The following is a 14941-nucleotide window of genomic DNA, read 5'->3' on the forward strand; positions in this document are numbered from 1 at the left end:
ACCGGCACCACCGGGCGACCGCACGACGGCGATCCTCAGGCCCCCAAGCCCCCAAGCCCGCAGGCCCAGGGGCCGGGGGCCGGGGGGCCAGAGGTCCGGGGCCCACGGCACTAGCCCGCCGTCACCTCCACCAGCACCTCCCCGAGCACCCGCGCCGCCCGTTCCACATCCGCGAAGCCCACGTACAGCGGGGTGAAGCCGAAACGGAGGACGTCGGGTCGGCGGAAGTCACCCACCACTCCGCGCGCGATCAGCCGCTTCATCACGTCCCCGGCGGCGGGGCAGCGCAGGGCGACCTGGCTGCCCCGTTCCTCGTGGGCCACCGGCGTCAGGGACTCCACCAGACCCGCGGGGACGTACGCCGTCACGCACTCCAGGAAGAAGTCGCTCAGGGCGAGGGACTTGGCCCGCACCGCCGCCACCGACACCCCGTCCCAGACCTCCAGCGCGGCTTCCAGCGCCAGCATGGACAGGATGTCGGGGGTGCCCACGCGCCCGCGCACGGCCCCCGGCGCCGCCTCGTAGTCCGGGCGCATGCCGAAGGGCTCGGCGTGGGAGTTCCAGCCGGGCAGCGGGGAGTCGAAACGGTCCTGGTGACAGCGGCGCACATACAGGTACGCCGGTGCGCCCGGGCCGCCGTTCAGGTACTTGTACGTGCAGCCGACCGCCAGGTCCACGCCGTGCTCGTCCAGCCCCACCGGCAGCGCGCCCGCGCTGTGGCACAGGTCCCAGACCGCCAGCGCGCCCGCCGCGTGCACCGCCGCCGTGAGCGACGGCAGGTCGTGCAGGCGGCCGGTGCGGTAGTCGACGTGGTTCAGCAGTACCGCCGCCGTACGGTCGCTCAGGGCCGCCGGCAGCTCGGCGGGGTTCACCGGGCGAAGGGTGCAGCCGGTCAGCCGGGCCGCCGACTCGGCGATGTAACCGTCCGTGGGGAACGTCGTCGCGTCGACCAGGATCTCGTCCCGGCCCTCCCCCACCGGCCCCGCCGGCCCCACTGGCCCCGATCGCACCAGCCGCACGGCGCCCACCAGTGCCTTGAACACGTTGACGCTCGTCGAGTCGCCCACCACGATCTGCCCCGGCGCCGCGCCGACCAGCGGAGCGATCCGGTCGCCGATCCGCTCGGGCGCCGTCCACCAGCCGCTCTCGTCCCAGGAGCGGATGCGCAGTTCGCCCCACTGCCGGCGCACCACGTCGGAGATCCGGTCGGGTACGTGCGCGGGCAGCGCGCCCAGCGAGTTGCCGTCCAGGTACACGGCGTCGTCGGCGCCGTCGGCGGCATCGGGGTCGTCCAGGACGAAACGGGACCGCAGCGGAGCGAGCAAGTCTGCCGCGTCCAACTGCTGTGCGGTGACGGCCCGTTCACCGCTCGCCGGGATGCCGACCGGTTCGGTGGTGTCAGACATGGGACCTCGCCGTCCACAGCTCGGGGAACACGTTGTTCTGGGCGCGCTTCTCCAGCCAGGCGACCCCGGCCGAGCCACCCGTGCCGGTCTTGGCGCCCATCGCGCGCCGGGTGGCGACCAGGTGGTCGTTGCGCCACCGCCACACCAGCTCGGCCACGTCCGTCAACGCCTCGCCGAGGCGCGCGAGTTCGCCGTTCTGGTCGCCGGAGTAGACCGCCGTCCAGGCCGCCTCGACGGCCGCCGAGGGCTCGTGGCGCCGGGACACGTCCCGCTCCAGGACCTCGGCCGGGATCGCGTGGCCGCGGCGCGCGAGGAGCCGTACCACCTCGTCGTACAGGCTCGGCTCGTGCAGGGCCTTCTCCAGCTCGGCGTGGACGCGCGCCGCGCCCCGGTGCGGGACCAGCATCGACGCGGACTTCTCGCCGAGCAGGAACTCCATCCGCCGGTACATCGCCGACTGGAAGCCGGAGCCCTCGCCGAGTGCGGAGCGGTACGAGTTGAACTGGGCCGGGGTGAGTGCGGCGAGCGGCTTCCAGGAGGCGTTCAGCGCCTCCAGCTCGCGTACGGACCGCTTCAGCGCGTCGATCGCGCCCGGCACCCGGTCCTCGCGCAGCGCCTGCGCCGCCGTCTCCCACTCGTGGACGACGACCGTGAACCACAGCTCCATCACCTGGGTGGTGACCAGAAAAACCATCTCTCCGGGATCGTCGGAGAGGGTGTGCTGAAGATGGGTGAGCACGTCCGCCCTGACGTAGTCCTCGTACGGCGTCGTGCCCGCGAAGTCGAGATGCGGAGTCTCGGGCTCAGCGGCCTCGGGAGGGGTGTGAGCCGGTTGGGACATCGCTGTCTCCTGTTGTACTCCGGGTAGCGGTCCGCCCCTGCCGATGCCGGCACGGGGGCCCCGGTCCCCACCGGCATCCTCCGCAATCACCCCCGCCCCGGCAAGCCCGGACCGCCCGTGAGCGCCCTCACTCGCGTGCGCCCACCACCCACCGGCCTGCACCCACCGGCCCGGCGCCCCCCCCTGCCTCCGCCCACGGCTCAACGGCAGGGCAGCGCGTTCGCCCAGCGGCAGAGCGGCCCGTTCGCCCCGGCGCCCCGGTCGGCCTGCCGCCGGTGGCACACTGCATCCATGACGACCCACACGAACCTGCTCGGCGGCCCCGACCCGACGTTCCTTCCCGAGAACACGGAGGCCGCCCGGCTGCTGGACGAGGAATCCCTGCCGCCCGCCGAGGTCGCCGCGCAGCACCCGACGTTCTCGCGGGCGTGGGCGGCGCTCGCCGAGGAGGCGTTCTCGGCGGGCCGGGTGGTCGAGTCGTACGCCTACGCCCGTACCGGCTACCACCGCGGACTGGACGCCCTGCGGCGCAACGGCTGGAAGGGCCACGGCCCGGTGCCCTTCAGCCACGGCCCCAACCAGGGTTTCCTGCGCTGCCTGGCCGCGCTCGCGCGGGCGGCCGAGGCGATCGGTGAGAAGGACGAATCGGAACGCTGCCGCCAGTTCCTGCGCGACAGCGACCCCGCGGCCTACGCGGAACTCCTGGCCTGACCTCCACGACCCACCACCTCCACCCCTCGTTCCAGCCCCGGGCCTGCGTCGGGCCCGGGGTCGGGCGGGGCGCCGGTCTCAGCGCGGGTCCCGGCCGCGCTTCCCGGTGTCCAGGGGAGGTGACGTGATGTTCCCGTGGGTACGGCACTCCGGGACGTTGCAGTCCGGGGCCGGGCGGCGGACCCAGGCGAAGGCCAGCACCGCGCCCAGCACCAGGACGCCCGCGCACCACGGCATCGCCCGCCGGAACGCCGCGTCGAAGGCGTCCGCGGAGCGGTAGGCGTCCGGGCCCATCCCGGCCAGCAGCGGCAGCGCGGCCACCGCGATCAGCCCGGCGGCGCGGGCCGCGGCGTTGTTGATGCCGCTGGCCAGACCCGCCCGCTCGGTGTCCACCGAGGCGAGCACCGTGGCGGTGAGCGGGGCGACCAGGACGACCATGCCCGCGCCCATGACCAGGAGCGCGGGCAGTACGTCCGTGAGGTAGTCGGCCTTCTTGCCCACCCGCAGTATCAGCAGCATCGCCGCCGCACAGAGCAACGGCCCGACGGTGAGCGGGATGCGCGGCCCGATGCGGTCGGCCAGCGCGCCCGAGCGGGCCGAGAACAGCAGCATCAGGACGGTGGTCGGCAGCAGCGCCGTACCGGCCTTGAGGGGCGAGTAGCCCGAGACGACCTGCAGTTGCAGCGCGGTCAGGAAGAAGAAGCCGCCGAACGCCGCGTAGACGCACATCGTGACCAGGTTGACCACGGTGAACTGGCGGGACGCGAAGATGTCGAGCGGCATCATCGGGTCCGGCCGGTGCTTCTCGACGAGCACGAAGGCGACCGCCGCCGCGACCCCCGCGACGGCGGTGACGGCGACGACGGCCGAACCCTGCCGGGCCTCGATCAGGGCGTACGTCACGAGGGCGAGCGCGAGGGCCCCGAGGGCCGCGCCCAGCACGTCGAAACCGCCGCGGGCCCCCTCCTCCTCCTCCGCCTCCGTACCCGCGCCGCCGCCCCCGGCCCCGGTGCCGGCACCAGCCTCGGCCCCAGCCCCGTGCGGCCGGAACTCGCGCCCCCCGGACTCGGGTACGTGCCGTACGGCGATGGGGGCGCACAGCAGCGCCACCGGCACGTTGATCAGGAACACCCAGCGCCAGCCGGGGCCGTCCACCAGCCAGCCGCCCAGGAACGGCCCGACGGCCGCGCCGATGCCCCCGAACCCCGACCACAGGCCGACCGCCTTGGCCCGGTCGTCGGGGTGGAAAGATGCCTGGATGAGCGCGAGGGAGCCGGGGGTGAGCAGCGCGCCGCCGATGCCCTGGAGGGCGCGTGCGGCGACGAGGACGCCGGCGTTCGGGGCGACGCCGCACAGCAGGGAGGCGGACGCGAACCAGACGACCCCGATCACGAAGATCTTGCGACGGCCGTAGCGGTCGCCCAGCGCACCGCCGAGCAGGATCAGGCCGGCCAGCGTGACCAGGTAGGCGTTGACCGTCCACTGGAGGGCGGCCAGGTCCACGTTCAGGTCGCGGCCGATGCGCGGCAGGGCCACGTTGACGACGGTCGAGTCCAGCAGGGCCATGCTGGAGCCGAGCACGGTGGTGAGCAGGATCCACTTGCCCTGGGGCGAGGAGAGCCGGACGTCGGGCATGCCCCAGGTATACCCGGATATGCCGCGAGCCCGGCCCTGAGCGGGCCGGGCTCGCTGAAATCCCTCGTACGGTGCCGCGGGCGAGGCGGAGCTACTTGATCGAAGCTGCTCGACCGGTGCTACTTGAGCTTCGTGCCGGCCGACCGCAGGTTCTGGGTCGCCTCGACGACGCGGCGGGCCATCGACGCCTCGGCCAGCTTGCCCCAGGTGCGCGGGTCGTACGTCTTCTTGGAACCGACCTCGCCGTCGACCTTCAGGACGCCGTCGTAGTTCTTGAACATGTGGTCGGCGACCGGACGGGTGAAGGCGTACTGGGTGTCCGTGTCGATGTTCATCTTGACGACGCCGTTCTCCAGCGCGGTCGCGATCTCCTGCTCGGTGGAGCCGGAGCCGCCGTGGAAGACGAAGTCGAACGGGGACGGCTTGCTGTACTTGGCGGCGACGCCGTCGTTCAGCTCCTTCAGCAGTTCGGGGCGGAGCACCACGTTGCCCGGCTTGTACACGCCGTGCACGTTGCCGAAGGAGGCGGCCAGCAGGTAGCGGCCCTTCTCGCCGAGGCCGAGCGCCTCCGCGGTGCGGATCGCGTCGTCGACCGTGGTGTACAGGGAATCGTTGATCTCGTGCGAGACGCCGTCCTCCTCGCCGCCGGTCGGGGTGATCTCCACCTCAAGGATGATCTTGGCGGCGTGGGCGCGCGCCAGCAGTTCCTGCGCGATGGCCAGGTTGTCGGCGAGGGTCTCCGCGGAGCCGTCCCACATGTGGGACTGGAACAGCGGGTTCTGCCCGGCCTTCACGCGCTCCTCGGAGATCGCGATCAGGGGACGTACGTACCCGTCGAGCTTGTCCTTCGGGCAGTGGTCGGTGTGCAGGGCGACCGTCACCGGGTACTTCTCGGCGATGATGTGCGCGTACTCGGCCAGGGCGACCGCGCCGGTCACCATGTCCTTGCTGTACTGACCGCCCAGGAACTCGGCGCCACCCGTGGAGATCTGGATGATGCCGTCGCTCTCCGCCTCGGCGAAGCCGCGCAGAGCCGCGTTCAGGGTCTGGCTGGAGGTGACGTTGATGGCCGGGTAGGCGAACTTGCCTGCCTTCGCCCGGTCGAGCATCTCGTGGTAGACCTCGGGGGTTGCGATGGGCATCTGTCCGCTCCTTGAGTGTGCGGGTCGGCAATCTGCGTACTACGGCCCTGACCTAGACCTTGGGGGCGACCTCGTCGTCGTCCCCATCTTTCCAGACATGGGCCCGTGCTCGGCTCCCCCGGCGGCACGGCGGCCGGGGTGTGGTCGGCGCCGTGCGTCAGTCGAGCCCCAACTCGTCCTTCGAATAGGCGAAGAGGTACGGGACGCCCGCACCCTCCTGGATCTTCTCGGCGGCGCCGGTCGCCCGGTCCACGATCGTCGCGACGGCGACGACCTCGGCGCCCGCCTCGCGCACCGCGGCCACCGCGGTGAGCGGGGATTCGCCCGTGGTGGAGGTGTCCTCGACGACCAGCACCCGGCGGCCCTTGATCTCCGGGCCCTCGACGCGCCGCTGCATGCCGTGCGCCTTTGCGGCCTTCCGTACGACGAACGCGTCCAGCCGGCGGCCCCGCGCGGCGGCGGCGTGCAGCAGCGCGGTGGCGACCGGGTCGGCGCCCATGGTCAGCCCGCCCACGGCGTCGAAGTCGAGGTCCGCGGTCAGGTCCAGCAGCACCTGCCCGACCAGCGGCGCGGCCTCGCCGTCGAGGGTGACGCGGCGCAGGTCGATGTAGTAGTCCGCCTCCAGGCCCGAAGAGAGCGTCACCTTGCCGTGCACCACGGCCTTGTCCTTGATCTGCTGCAGCAGCGCGCCGCGTACGTCCGTCATGCCGCCCAGCTTAGAGGCGGCGTCCAGGCCGGTCAGAGGCGGCGCCAGCGCCAGACGGCGGTGGCCTCCAGCGGCTCCAGCGGCGTGACCAGGCGGGGCGCGGTGTTGAGGCCGTTGGGCGGCCCGGTCTGCGGCTCGACGCAGACGGCGGCCTCCTGTTCGTCGTACACGACCGCCCACGGCTCGCGGCTGGTCACCGCGAGTTCCAGTTGTCCGGGCCAGGTGAGGGTGACGTCGACGCCGTCGGGCATGCCGAAGCAGTCGTCCCAGGGGCCGGGCCGGGGGTCGATCCGGTTGCCGGTGGGCAGGTGGTCGGCGCCGCGCTCCTCCTGCCAGGCGGGCGTGAAGTCGAGTCGTACGTCCTCGCCGCCCAGGTTCCGGTTGAACCACGGGTGCCAGCCGACCTGCGCCGGGAAGGACGAACCGTACGTCTCGACGGACAGGGTGAGCGTCAGGCTGTCCTCGGTCAGGGCGACGACGTGGGTGACGCGCGCCGGATAGGGCCACGGCTCGACCAGGTCGTAGGTGATGACGGCCTCGTCGGGCAGGACGCGGGCGGTGCGCCAGGCGCCGTCGCGGGCGGTGCCGTGGATGGCGTGCGGCGGGGAGTTGAGCGGCATCTGGTGCGCGGTGGCGCCGTTCAGGAAACGGCCGTCCCTGATCCGGCCGCACCAGGGAACCATCGGGAAGCAGCCGAAGCGGTCGCCCTGCCGGAGCAGCTCGGTACCGGCGATCCGGAGCCCGGCGATCCGCCCGCCGTTGTCCGGCCGCAGGTTCACTTCCGCGTCACCCGCGGTCAGCGTGATGGGTTCGTTACTCACGGGACGACCCTACTGGGGCGGTACGGGAGAGCGGCAGCACCCCCGGGGCCCTTCTGCCGGACCTCAGCGGAGGAAGGGCCCTAGCGACGTCTGCGCAGCGCCCTGCCGACGACGATCGCCGAGGCGAGTGCGAGGGCCGCCGCGGGGGCGGCCCACCGCAGCGCGGAGTTCGCGGCGACGGTCTGCGGGGCCGGCACGGGGGCGTAGCGGCCACGCGGCGGGGCGTGGTCCACCTCCTCCGCGCTCCGGCCGATCATGGTCCGTCGTGCGTGCGCCGCCTCGGCGGGCAGCCCACCGACGGGCGCGACGCCCGCCGAACCACTGCGGGCACCGTCCTTGGCGCCGTCCGCGCCCCCTTCCCCGGCCTGGTCCTCAGCCCCTTCCCCGTCCTCCGCCTCGGGAGCCAGCGAGGACGGCGGCACCTCGGTCTCGAAGACGGACGCAGGCGCGTCGTCCTCGGAGCCCGCCCCGGAATCACCGGCGTCCGCCCCGGAAACGCCGGCGTCCGCCCCACGAACCCCGGAGTCGGCCGTGGGCCCGGCGGAGTCCTCCGGTGCGGCGCCGGGAGTGTCCTCCGGTGCCGTGGCCAGGGCCTGCACGCTGCGGTTCAGCAGGCGGATCACCGCCGAACCCACCGCGTCCGCGGGCAGTTCGGCGACGCGTCCGTCCGCGGCGGCCGTGCCCTCCACGGTGACGGCGGTGCCGCCGTCGGCGTCACGGAGGCGAAGGACGAGAGCGAACGTGACCTTGCCGGTGCCACGCGCCTCGGCCGCCTCACCCGCCACCTCGTAGGAACCGTCGTCCCGCGCCGAGACGCGCAACGATCCCCGGTAGGTGATGGAGTGGCCGCCGACGCGCACCTTCAGCCGCCCCGCGACGGGTTCGGCACCGGCGTCCTGCTGGAGCCCGGGAACCGCCCGGGCGATGCACGCGGGCTCGGCGAGCGCCTGCCGCAGCCGCTCGGCCGGAACCGGAACGAAGACCTCATGCTCCATGTCGGCTGAGCCTACCCACGAGCGGCCGGTACGTACCCCCCGGTGAGCCGCGCGGTCGCCATTACCCCCGGACCACCGGCCGTCAGTACCGCGGATGCACCAGCGTGGAGGCCGGCACGCCGGTGATCCGGGTGCCGGCCGCCGCCCGGGCGTCCACGGCGAGCGACTGCGGCGTCAGGGTGCGCGGCCGCGGCCCCACCGGGCCCAGCCGCAGCGGCGGCGCGGCGGAGCCCGGCGCGGCCAGCACGAATCCCCAGTCGTGCGGGGTGCGGGAGGCTCCCACGGAGCGGTCAGGACCCGCCTTGAACCCGGGGTCGTGGCCGAGCACCCGGTAGGGAGCGGTGCCGAACCCCGCCGCGCGCATCGTCGCCTCCACCGTCCAGAAGACCCGCGGCCGGGCGGCCACCGGGCCGGCGTGCACCACGAGCCGGCCGTGCTCGGCGAGCACCCGCCGGGTCAGGCCGTAGAACTCCTCGGAGTAGAGCTTCGTACTGACCGTGATACCGGGGTCCGGCAGATCGGCGATCACGACGTCGTACGTGCCGGTGGGCGCCCCGCGCAGCCAGCCGAAGGCGTCCTCGGTGGTGACGTGGACGCGGGCGTCGCCGTAGGCATGGCCGTTGAGGGCGGACAGTCCCGGGTCGCGGCGGGCCAGCCGGAGCAGGCCCGCGTCGAGTTCGACGACGTCGATCCGGCGCACGCCCGGGTAGCGCAGCGCCTCCCGGGCGGCCAGTCCGTCCCCGCCGCCGAGGATGAGGACGCGCGCGTGCGGGCCGGTCATCGCGGGGTGGACCAGGGCCTCGTGGTAGCGGCCCTCGTCCCGGCCGCCGACCCGCAGCCGGCCGTCCAGGTACAGGTCGAGGGGGTGGCCGCGGGTGCCGCCGGTGAGGACCACCTCCTGGACCTCGGTCTGGAGGGCCACGCGTACGTCGCCGTCGTACACCGCCTGCCGGGCGAGCCGTTCGAAGTCGTCGACGAGGACGGCGGCGGCGGCGAGCAGGGCGAGGACGGCGAGGTTGGCGAGCAGCAGCACCCAGCGGGGCCGGCGGCCGAGGTCGCGGCGGAACAGGCCGAGGACCAGGGCGCCGCCCGCGACGGCGTTGACCGCGCCGGTGAGCAGCGCGCCGGTCAACTGGCCGAGGAACGGCAGGAGCAGGAAGGGAAAGGCGAGGCCGCCGACGAGCGCGCCGACGTAGTCCGCCGCGAACAGGTCGGCGACCGCGCCGCCCGGGTCCTGCCGTCTGATGCGCTGGATCAGCTCCATCAGCAGCGGCACCTCGGCGCCGATCAGCAGGCCGATGGCGAGCGAGAAGGCGACCAGCAGGCAGCGGGGGCCGCTGGCCCACAGGCCGCCCCAGTCACCGGTCCAGGCGAACAGGGCGTACAGCGCCATCGCGCTGCATCCGCCGACCAGGGCGAGGCCCGCCTCGACGGCGCCGAAGGCGGCTGCCGCGTGCCCGCGCAGCCGCTTCGCGGCGAGCGAGCCGATGCCCATCGCGAAGACCATGACGGACAGCACGACGGAAGCCTGGGTGACCGAGTCACCGATCAAGTACGAGGCGAGGGCGACCAGTTCGAGTTCGTAGACGAGTCCGCAGGCGGCGCAGACGAAGACGCCCGCGAGGACCAGGAACCGTCCGGTCCCCGGCCGGACGGACAGCCGCGCGGGTCCGCTCCGCAGCGGCGGGGCACCGGGAGGGGCGGGAGCGTGCGGTTCGATCACTCTGCGACGTTACGTCACATGACGGGCACGCTTCGTCACCCACACGTGTGGAACTGCCCCCTGATGACGCGCGGGGCGTTTATCCCGCCACAACACGGTCGCCGCCGCCCGCCCACGCCACGGGCCGAGCCGGACGACAACGCGCGCCAGCGGACAGCATCACGTTCCGACGGACAACTCGCCGTCTATCTGGACTGCACGGCGGGCACCCGCACGCCCACCCTGGTCCGCGTGGCCACCAACTGGCCGTCCTGCGGGTACGCGTGCCAGGTACGCCAGTGCACCTGGCCCTCGTGGCGCTGGGCGAGCATCGCCGTGAAGGCGTGGGGGCTGCCGGGGAAGACGCCGGCGAGACCGTGGGGATGTTCGGAGACCAGGGCCAGCAACTCCTGGGCGCGGCCCGCGAAGGAGCCCGGCGGCAGGAACTCCACGCGGGCGGCGAACTCGTATTCCCAGTCGCCGACGCGCTTGGCGACGCCCAGCGGCAACGGCGTGCTGGACCCGGGGATGCACGCCACCGTCTCCGAGCAACCGCCCCGCTCCTCCTCCAGGAGGACCTGGTGGGATGCGCCGAGCAGTCTCAACTGGAGCTTCGCTCCGGTCAGTTCGAGATCGAGGGTGGCGAGGGCGGGGAGCGGCTCGCGTCCCAGCGCCCAGGCGAGGTCGGCCGCGCGCGTGTCGGTATAAGAGGTGTTCAGGGTCGTGAGCATGGATCGGCTCCGCTAAGCACGCAAAGATGAAGAGGGAGTGTGGTCCGGCACGCCACGGTCGACACCGGGAGATCGGCCACGTCAGCCCGGTCGGCGGCCCAGCCAGCCCAGCCAAGGAGCGGGGTGTCTGCCGGACGTCCGAGGGGCTGCTTTGGTGATTTAGAGGGAATCACGAACTGCCGTGTCGCCACAGCTTTTTTACCCAACTTCGCCGGGTTTCCATCCCTCAGAGGGCTCCAGCGCTCAACTGTTCAGCCACAACGTGCGCCAGGCGCACTCATTGCGCGGCTGGGCGCCCGCCGGAAGCCTTCGTCCGACGGGCGCCCCCTGCGCGGGCGGGAGTGAGGTGGATGGTGCCCGGTGAAGCTCAGCTGCCCCGTGTCAGCTGCCTCCGCCGCATCCGCCCCCGCCACCGCACGACGAACCCCCGCCGCAGGACGAGCCGCCGCCACAGGAGTGCCCGCCGTGCCCGCCGTGCCCGCCGTGCCCGCCATGCCCGCCATGCCCGCCGCCGGAGGACGAACCGCCCGCGTCACCCGCCCACCAGCTGCCGCCGGCGGACGAGGACGAGGACAACGACGAGGACGAGGCACGGGACGAACGGGATGCCCGCCCCCGGCCACCCATCACGTACGCGCCCTTCTTGCGCCTGCGTGCGCCCTTCGCCAGAGACCCGACGACCAGGATCACGATCACCGCCAGGATGATGCCGAAAACCATGGCGCCACCCTCCTTTCCTTCCCCCGAAGCGACCCCCCGTGGGCGCCTCACGTGGTGCGTGACTGCCGTGTGCACGGGGGATGCCCCACTCTCTGTCGGGCCAAAGCAGAGTTGAGGAACTTCTGAGGGTCAACGCATGGAAAAGGCCCCTGACCTGAACAGACGGGAAGATCGGGGGCCTTCGGGGTCACTGGGCCGACGGTGGGCCGTGATCTTCCCCCGAGGCACGCCGCAAGGCGGTGGGGTTCACTGACCGGCGCGGGTCTCGATATGGACCCTCGTCAGCATGAAAAGGATCAGGAGGTCGAGTGTCATCACGGGGATGGCCCACAACGGGTAGTACGGCACGAACATGAACTGGGTGATCAGGCTGACCGCTGCCACCGCTGCACCGGCTCCGCGACCCCAGCTCTGGTCCATCAGGACTCCCAGGCCGGCCATGACGAGCGCCACTCCGATCACCAGGTGGATCCAGCCCCAAGCCGTCAGGTCGAACCGGTAGGCGTACCGGGACGCGGCGAACAGGGAGTCGTGTGCGATTCCGGCTGCGCCCATCAGAATGCTGAGGGGGCCGCTGATCATCATCATGATCCCGGCGAACCGGGCGGCGTCGTTGATCGTTTCGCTGCCGTCCGGGCCGCCGTGTCCTCGCTGTGTCCTGTTCGGCACCGTAGCCATGGCAGCAGCCTTCCTCTGCAGCGCGGTCACCGAAGCACACGGCCCGCGCGAAGTCGGACACGCTCCTCTGACAGCATGGCCGCAATCCGTCAGCACCGCGACTCCCGGCCCGCGCCACCAGCAGGCATCCGCTACTTCCCGGGGCGGGCGAATTCACCGCGCAGTCTCGTCAGGTCTCGAAGTGGAAGTATTCATCAGACTTCCTGATGTCATCCAGCAGAGCCTTCTTCAGATACTTCTGGACCCTCTCCCGCTTATCCTTCAGATAGACGTACGCCGGGTCGAAGCTGAGAAAACTGGCGTAGACATGGCAGATGCCCTTACCGTTTTCTACGCGATAATTACGCTCCATGACCGCGTATCTCACCCAAGGCGGGTTCTGCTTGCTGTAGCGCTGGACGTTGAGGCCGTGCAGGAGCATCTGGTAGTTCCCCTTCAGGGCGCCATCCTTGACAAGCGCCCGGAAGGCGTCGTCAATCTGCTGGACCAGCTTGACGCCTTCCATGTGGTTCACCTTGAAGTACTCCAGCCCGAAGTCCTTGGACTCCTGCCCGACATCCCCAGAAACGGGATAGTCCTGATTCACGGTCGGACAGGCACCGGGAACCATCGGCTGGAAGTAACTGTTCTCATCGCTGAACCCGGGGAACATCGGGTCGGTCCACGTGTCGTGCTTGAACAGGTCATCGGTCGTGATGACCTTCCTGTTCAGCCTGTCACGCACGAGCATGCAGATGCCGTTCACGACGTCCTCGGCACCCTGACGGTAGTCCTTGTCGCTATTGGGGTCGTCACCCGGAAAGACGTTCGGGACGCCCGGTGCCGGCGCATCACCCTGGACGAGATGGTGCGCGGTGCCGGGAACGATCCCGGACAGGCAGGAGATCCGGCCCTGCTGCTTCCTGAAGAGCACTTCGGAAAGCCCCATGGTCAACCCTTCCTTGTCACGTCGGCTGCCAGGTCAGGCGGAGACCTGCTCGTAGTTGGCCGCCGAGTGCAGACGGGAGAGGTTCTCGTCCGTCACGTACTGCTTCTCGAAGTCGTCCCAGCCCGCGGTCCCGGGGATGAAGATGCCCGTTTGGGAAACGATCTCGCAGTTGAGCCTGTCCTTGCTCTCCTTCGAGTACGAGATGGTCGTGTTCTTGAGGACGACGTGTCCGCGCAGTTTCTGGTCCTCACCCTGGTCGACCAGGAGTGCCAGCGAGATCAGTGTGTACGGCTTGTCGAGGTGAGGCTTGGCCACGGCAGCCAGACTGCCGAGGATCCCCGAGGTGATCGCGGCGGCCTGACCGGCGTCCGGCGACCCGTCGGCATCCTTCAACAAGCCGGATTCCACGTACAGATAGGGGACGCTGTCCTTCTGCACCGACGAGTGGGCCTCACTCAGCGCAGGGAAATGCTTGAAGCACTCCGACCACAGCTCCGGAGAGTAGGGATGCTCGCTCTTGGCTGCCTTCAGGTCGGCTGCAATGGCGTACGCCGAAAGAGACTTCACCAGCTTCTGGTAGTCCTTGTCGCCGGAGTCGAGGCCGGACTTGTTCAGGACGAGGCACACGGCAGAGCCCGTCGGGGTGGTGGAGAAGACGGAGTCACTCATTTTCGTCGGTCCTTTCGTCGGATTGAAGCAAGGTGCGGAGAGGTCCTGGAATGACCCTCTGACCAGGGTCGGGCGGGCACTCGATTCACCCGTCAACGTCCCGTGCTGCGCGGAGTGGAGCCCCCCCCAAGTTCTGCCCACCCATCACTTCTTGTGCTTGGTCTCCCCGTCGTTGAACCAGTCGGAGTCCTTCTTGATCTGGTCGAGTTCCTGCTTGGCGATGAAATCGTCCAGCGCCTTCTTGATGTCCGGGTTCGACAGCTGGCTGTAGGCGAACTTGCTGCCGAACCGCGAGTACGTGAAGCTGACCTGCACCGACTCGTGGGAGGAGCAGTTGGTCTTGTAGACCTTGTGCGCGACGCTGGAGTTCAGCAGGTGAAGGTCGAGGTGTCCTTCGACATCGTCCTTCCCCGTAGTCATACGCACATAGCTGGCGGGGATGGTGAGGGTGAGATCCTTTTGTTCCTTGGTGCTCTCGATCCGGATGCCCTCTCCAAGGCTCTGCATGAATCCCGCGAACTCCATGGTGGCGACCAGGTCGGACCCTGCCGAGAACCCGAGAAGTGACTTGATCAGGTGGGTCGACAACTCCGTGGCGCTCGCCTCGTAGTTGAACGGTGCGTGCGCGTCGATGGTCATGCTCAGCAGCGGAAGGTGGTGGTACACCTCCGTCCACAGGGACTGGTCCTGGACCTTGGAGGTGTCCTTGGTGGCCTTCCCGCCGACAAAAGCCGTGCTGATGACACCGTACGCGTCGAGGTAGTACCGGATGTCCGCCGCCCTCGTTGCGAATTTCGGGTCGATTTCCTCGGACACCTGAAGGTTCACCATCGGGTCGTAGTCCCGCCCGGTAACGCTCTTGACGATGTCGTCCACCGGCTTCTTGTCCTCGCGCATCCGACGTCCGCGGGCCGCGAGGGCGGCTGCCTCTGCCGTGTGCTCCGGGAAGAAGAACTGCTGGGCCTTCTCGATCTCTTGGAGAGCAGTGATTTGTGTGGTCATGATCGATTCCTCCAGATTCTTTCCAGACCCGAGTGGGCAGGAAAACGGGTTCGCGCATTGCCGTTCAGGGGAGGTTGCCGCAGGAGACTGCGCTGTGGACATACCACCCAGTCGAGATTTCCCGATCCGCGGGTGGACAATGTGTTCGCAGGGACCGTTTCACCGATTCGGACCAGAGGTTTCCCTCAATCAGCCGAGCCCGGTAATTCCGAAGGAATCCTCAACCGAACGGGCTGGACGCCGCTGAAATTGCA

General features: G+C 70.5%; 15 protein-coding genes. 1 reads left to right on the forward strand and 14 read right to left on the reverse strand.

The window, feature by feature from the left end:
- Positions 1–110: 110 nt before the first annotated feature.
- Positions 111–1406: a kynureninase gene (kynU, locus tag ACFYPJ_RS05375; RefSeq protein WP_389010807.1), complete on the reverse strand. Its 1296-nt coding sequence runs from the start codon at positions 1404–1406 to the stop codon at positions 111–113.
- Positions 1399–2247: a tryptophan 2,3-dioxygenase family protein gene (locus ACFYPJ_RS05380; RefSeq protein WP_389010810.1), complete on the reverse strand. Its 849-nt coding sequence runs from the start codon at positions 2245–2247 to the stop codon at positions 1399–1401. Before ACFYPJ_RS05380 ends, kynU begins: the two co-directional genes overlap by 8 nt.
- A gap of 291 nt (positions 2248–2538) precedes the next feature.
- On the opposite strand from ACFYPJ_RS05380, the gene ACFYPJ_RS05385 reads away from it, so the two are divergent.
- Positions 2539–2958 (forward strand): DUF3151 domain-containing protein, encoded by a 420-nt coding sequence (locus tag ACFYPJ_RS05385; protein ID WP_389010813.1) that lies wholly within the window; start codon positions 2539–2541, stop codon positions 2956–2958.
- Between the two features lie 78 nt (positions 2959–3036).
- Here ACFYPJ_RS05385 and ACFYPJ_RS05390 read toward each other — a convergent pair whose 3' ends face one another.
- The 12 genes from ACFYPJ_RS05390 to ACFYPJ_RS05445 form a co-directional block, all read right to left on the reverse strand.
- Positions 3037–4593, reverse strand: a complete 1557-nt coding sequence (locus ACFYPJ_RS05390; protein ID WP_389010816.1) for an MFS transporter — start codon at positions 4591–4593, stop codon at positions 3037–3039.
- A gap of 119 nt (positions 4594–4712) precedes the next feature.
- Positions 4713–5735, reverse strand: a complete 1023-nt coding sequence (gene fbaA / locus ACFYPJ_RS05395) for a class II fructose-bisphosphate aldolase (RefSeq protein WP_389010819.1) — start codon at positions 5733–5735, stop codon at positions 4713–4715.
- Positions 5736–5892: 157 nt separating this feature from the next.
- Positions 5893–6441 (reverse strand): orotate phosphoribosyltransferase, encoded by a 549-nt coding sequence (pyrE, locus tag ACFYPJ_RS05400; RefSeq protein ID WP_389010822.1) that lies wholly within the window; start codon positions 6439–6441, stop codon positions 5893–5895.
- 32 nt (positions 6442–6473) lie between these two features.
- On the reverse strand, positions 6474–7262 hold the full coding sequence (locus ACFYPJ_RS05405) for an aldose 1-epimerase (protein ID WP_389010825.1): 789 nt from the start codon (positions 7260–7262) through the stop codon (positions 6474–6476).
- A gap of 80 nt (positions 7263–7342) precedes the next feature.
- Positions 7343–8257, reverse strand: coding sequence for an SRPBCC domain-containing protein (locus ACFYPJ_RS05410; protein ID WP_389010828.1), 915 nt, complete (start codon positions 8255–8257; stop codon positions 7343–7345).
- Positions 8258–8339: 82 nt separating this feature from the next.
- The gene (locus ACFYPJ_RS05415; RefSeq protein ID WP_389010831.1) at positions 8340–9980 is read right to left on the reverse strand and encodes a polyamine aminopropyltransferase; all 1641 of its coding nucleotides are present in this window, start codon (positions 9978–9980) and stop codon (positions 8340–8342) included.
- Between the two features lie 185 nt (positions 9981–10165).
- Complete coding sequence (locus tag ACFYPJ_RS05420; RefSeq protein ID WP_389010834.1) at positions 10166–10690, reverse strand: DUF2617 family protein; 525 nt, start codon at positions 10688–10690, stop codon at positions 10166–10168.
- A gap of 381 nt (positions 10691–11071) precedes the next feature.
- On the reverse strand, positions 11072–11410 hold the full coding sequence (locus ACFYPJ_RS05425) for a hypothetical protein (RefSeq protein ID WP_389010837.1): 339 nt from the start codon (positions 11408–11410) through the stop codon (positions 11072–11074).
- 246 nt (positions 11411–11656) lie between these two features.
- Entirely contained in the window at positions 11657–12088 is a 432-nt protein-coding gene (locus tag ACFYPJ_RS05430; protein ID WP_389010840.1) for a hypothetical protein, read from the reverse strand.
- Positions 12089–12257: 169 nt separating this feature from the next.
- Positions 12258–13016, reverse strand: coding sequence for a hypothetical protein (locus tag ACFYPJ_RS05435; protein ID WP_389010843.1), 759 nt, complete (start codon positions 13014–13016; stop codon positions 12258–12260).
- 33 nt (positions 13017–13049) lie between these two features.
- A complete protein-coding gene (locus ACFYPJ_RS05440) occupies positions 13050–13685 on the reverse strand; it encodes a hypothetical protein (protein WP_389010846.1) in 636 nt (211 codons plus the stop codon).
- Between the two features lie 144 nt (positions 13686–13829).
- Positions 13830–14687 (reverse strand): hypothetical protein, encoded by an 858-nt coding sequence (locus tag ACFYPJ_RS05445; protein ID WP_389010849.1) that lies wholly within the window; start codon positions 14685–14687, stop codon positions 13830–13832.
- Between the last annotated feature and the right edge of the window lie 254 nt (positions 14688–14941).

The organism is Streptomyces sp. NPDC006012, from assembly GCF_042871185.1.
In the GTDB taxonomy this organism is placed as follows: domain Bacteria; phylum Actinomycetota; class Actinomycetes; order Streptomycetales; family Streptomycetaceae; genus Streptomyces.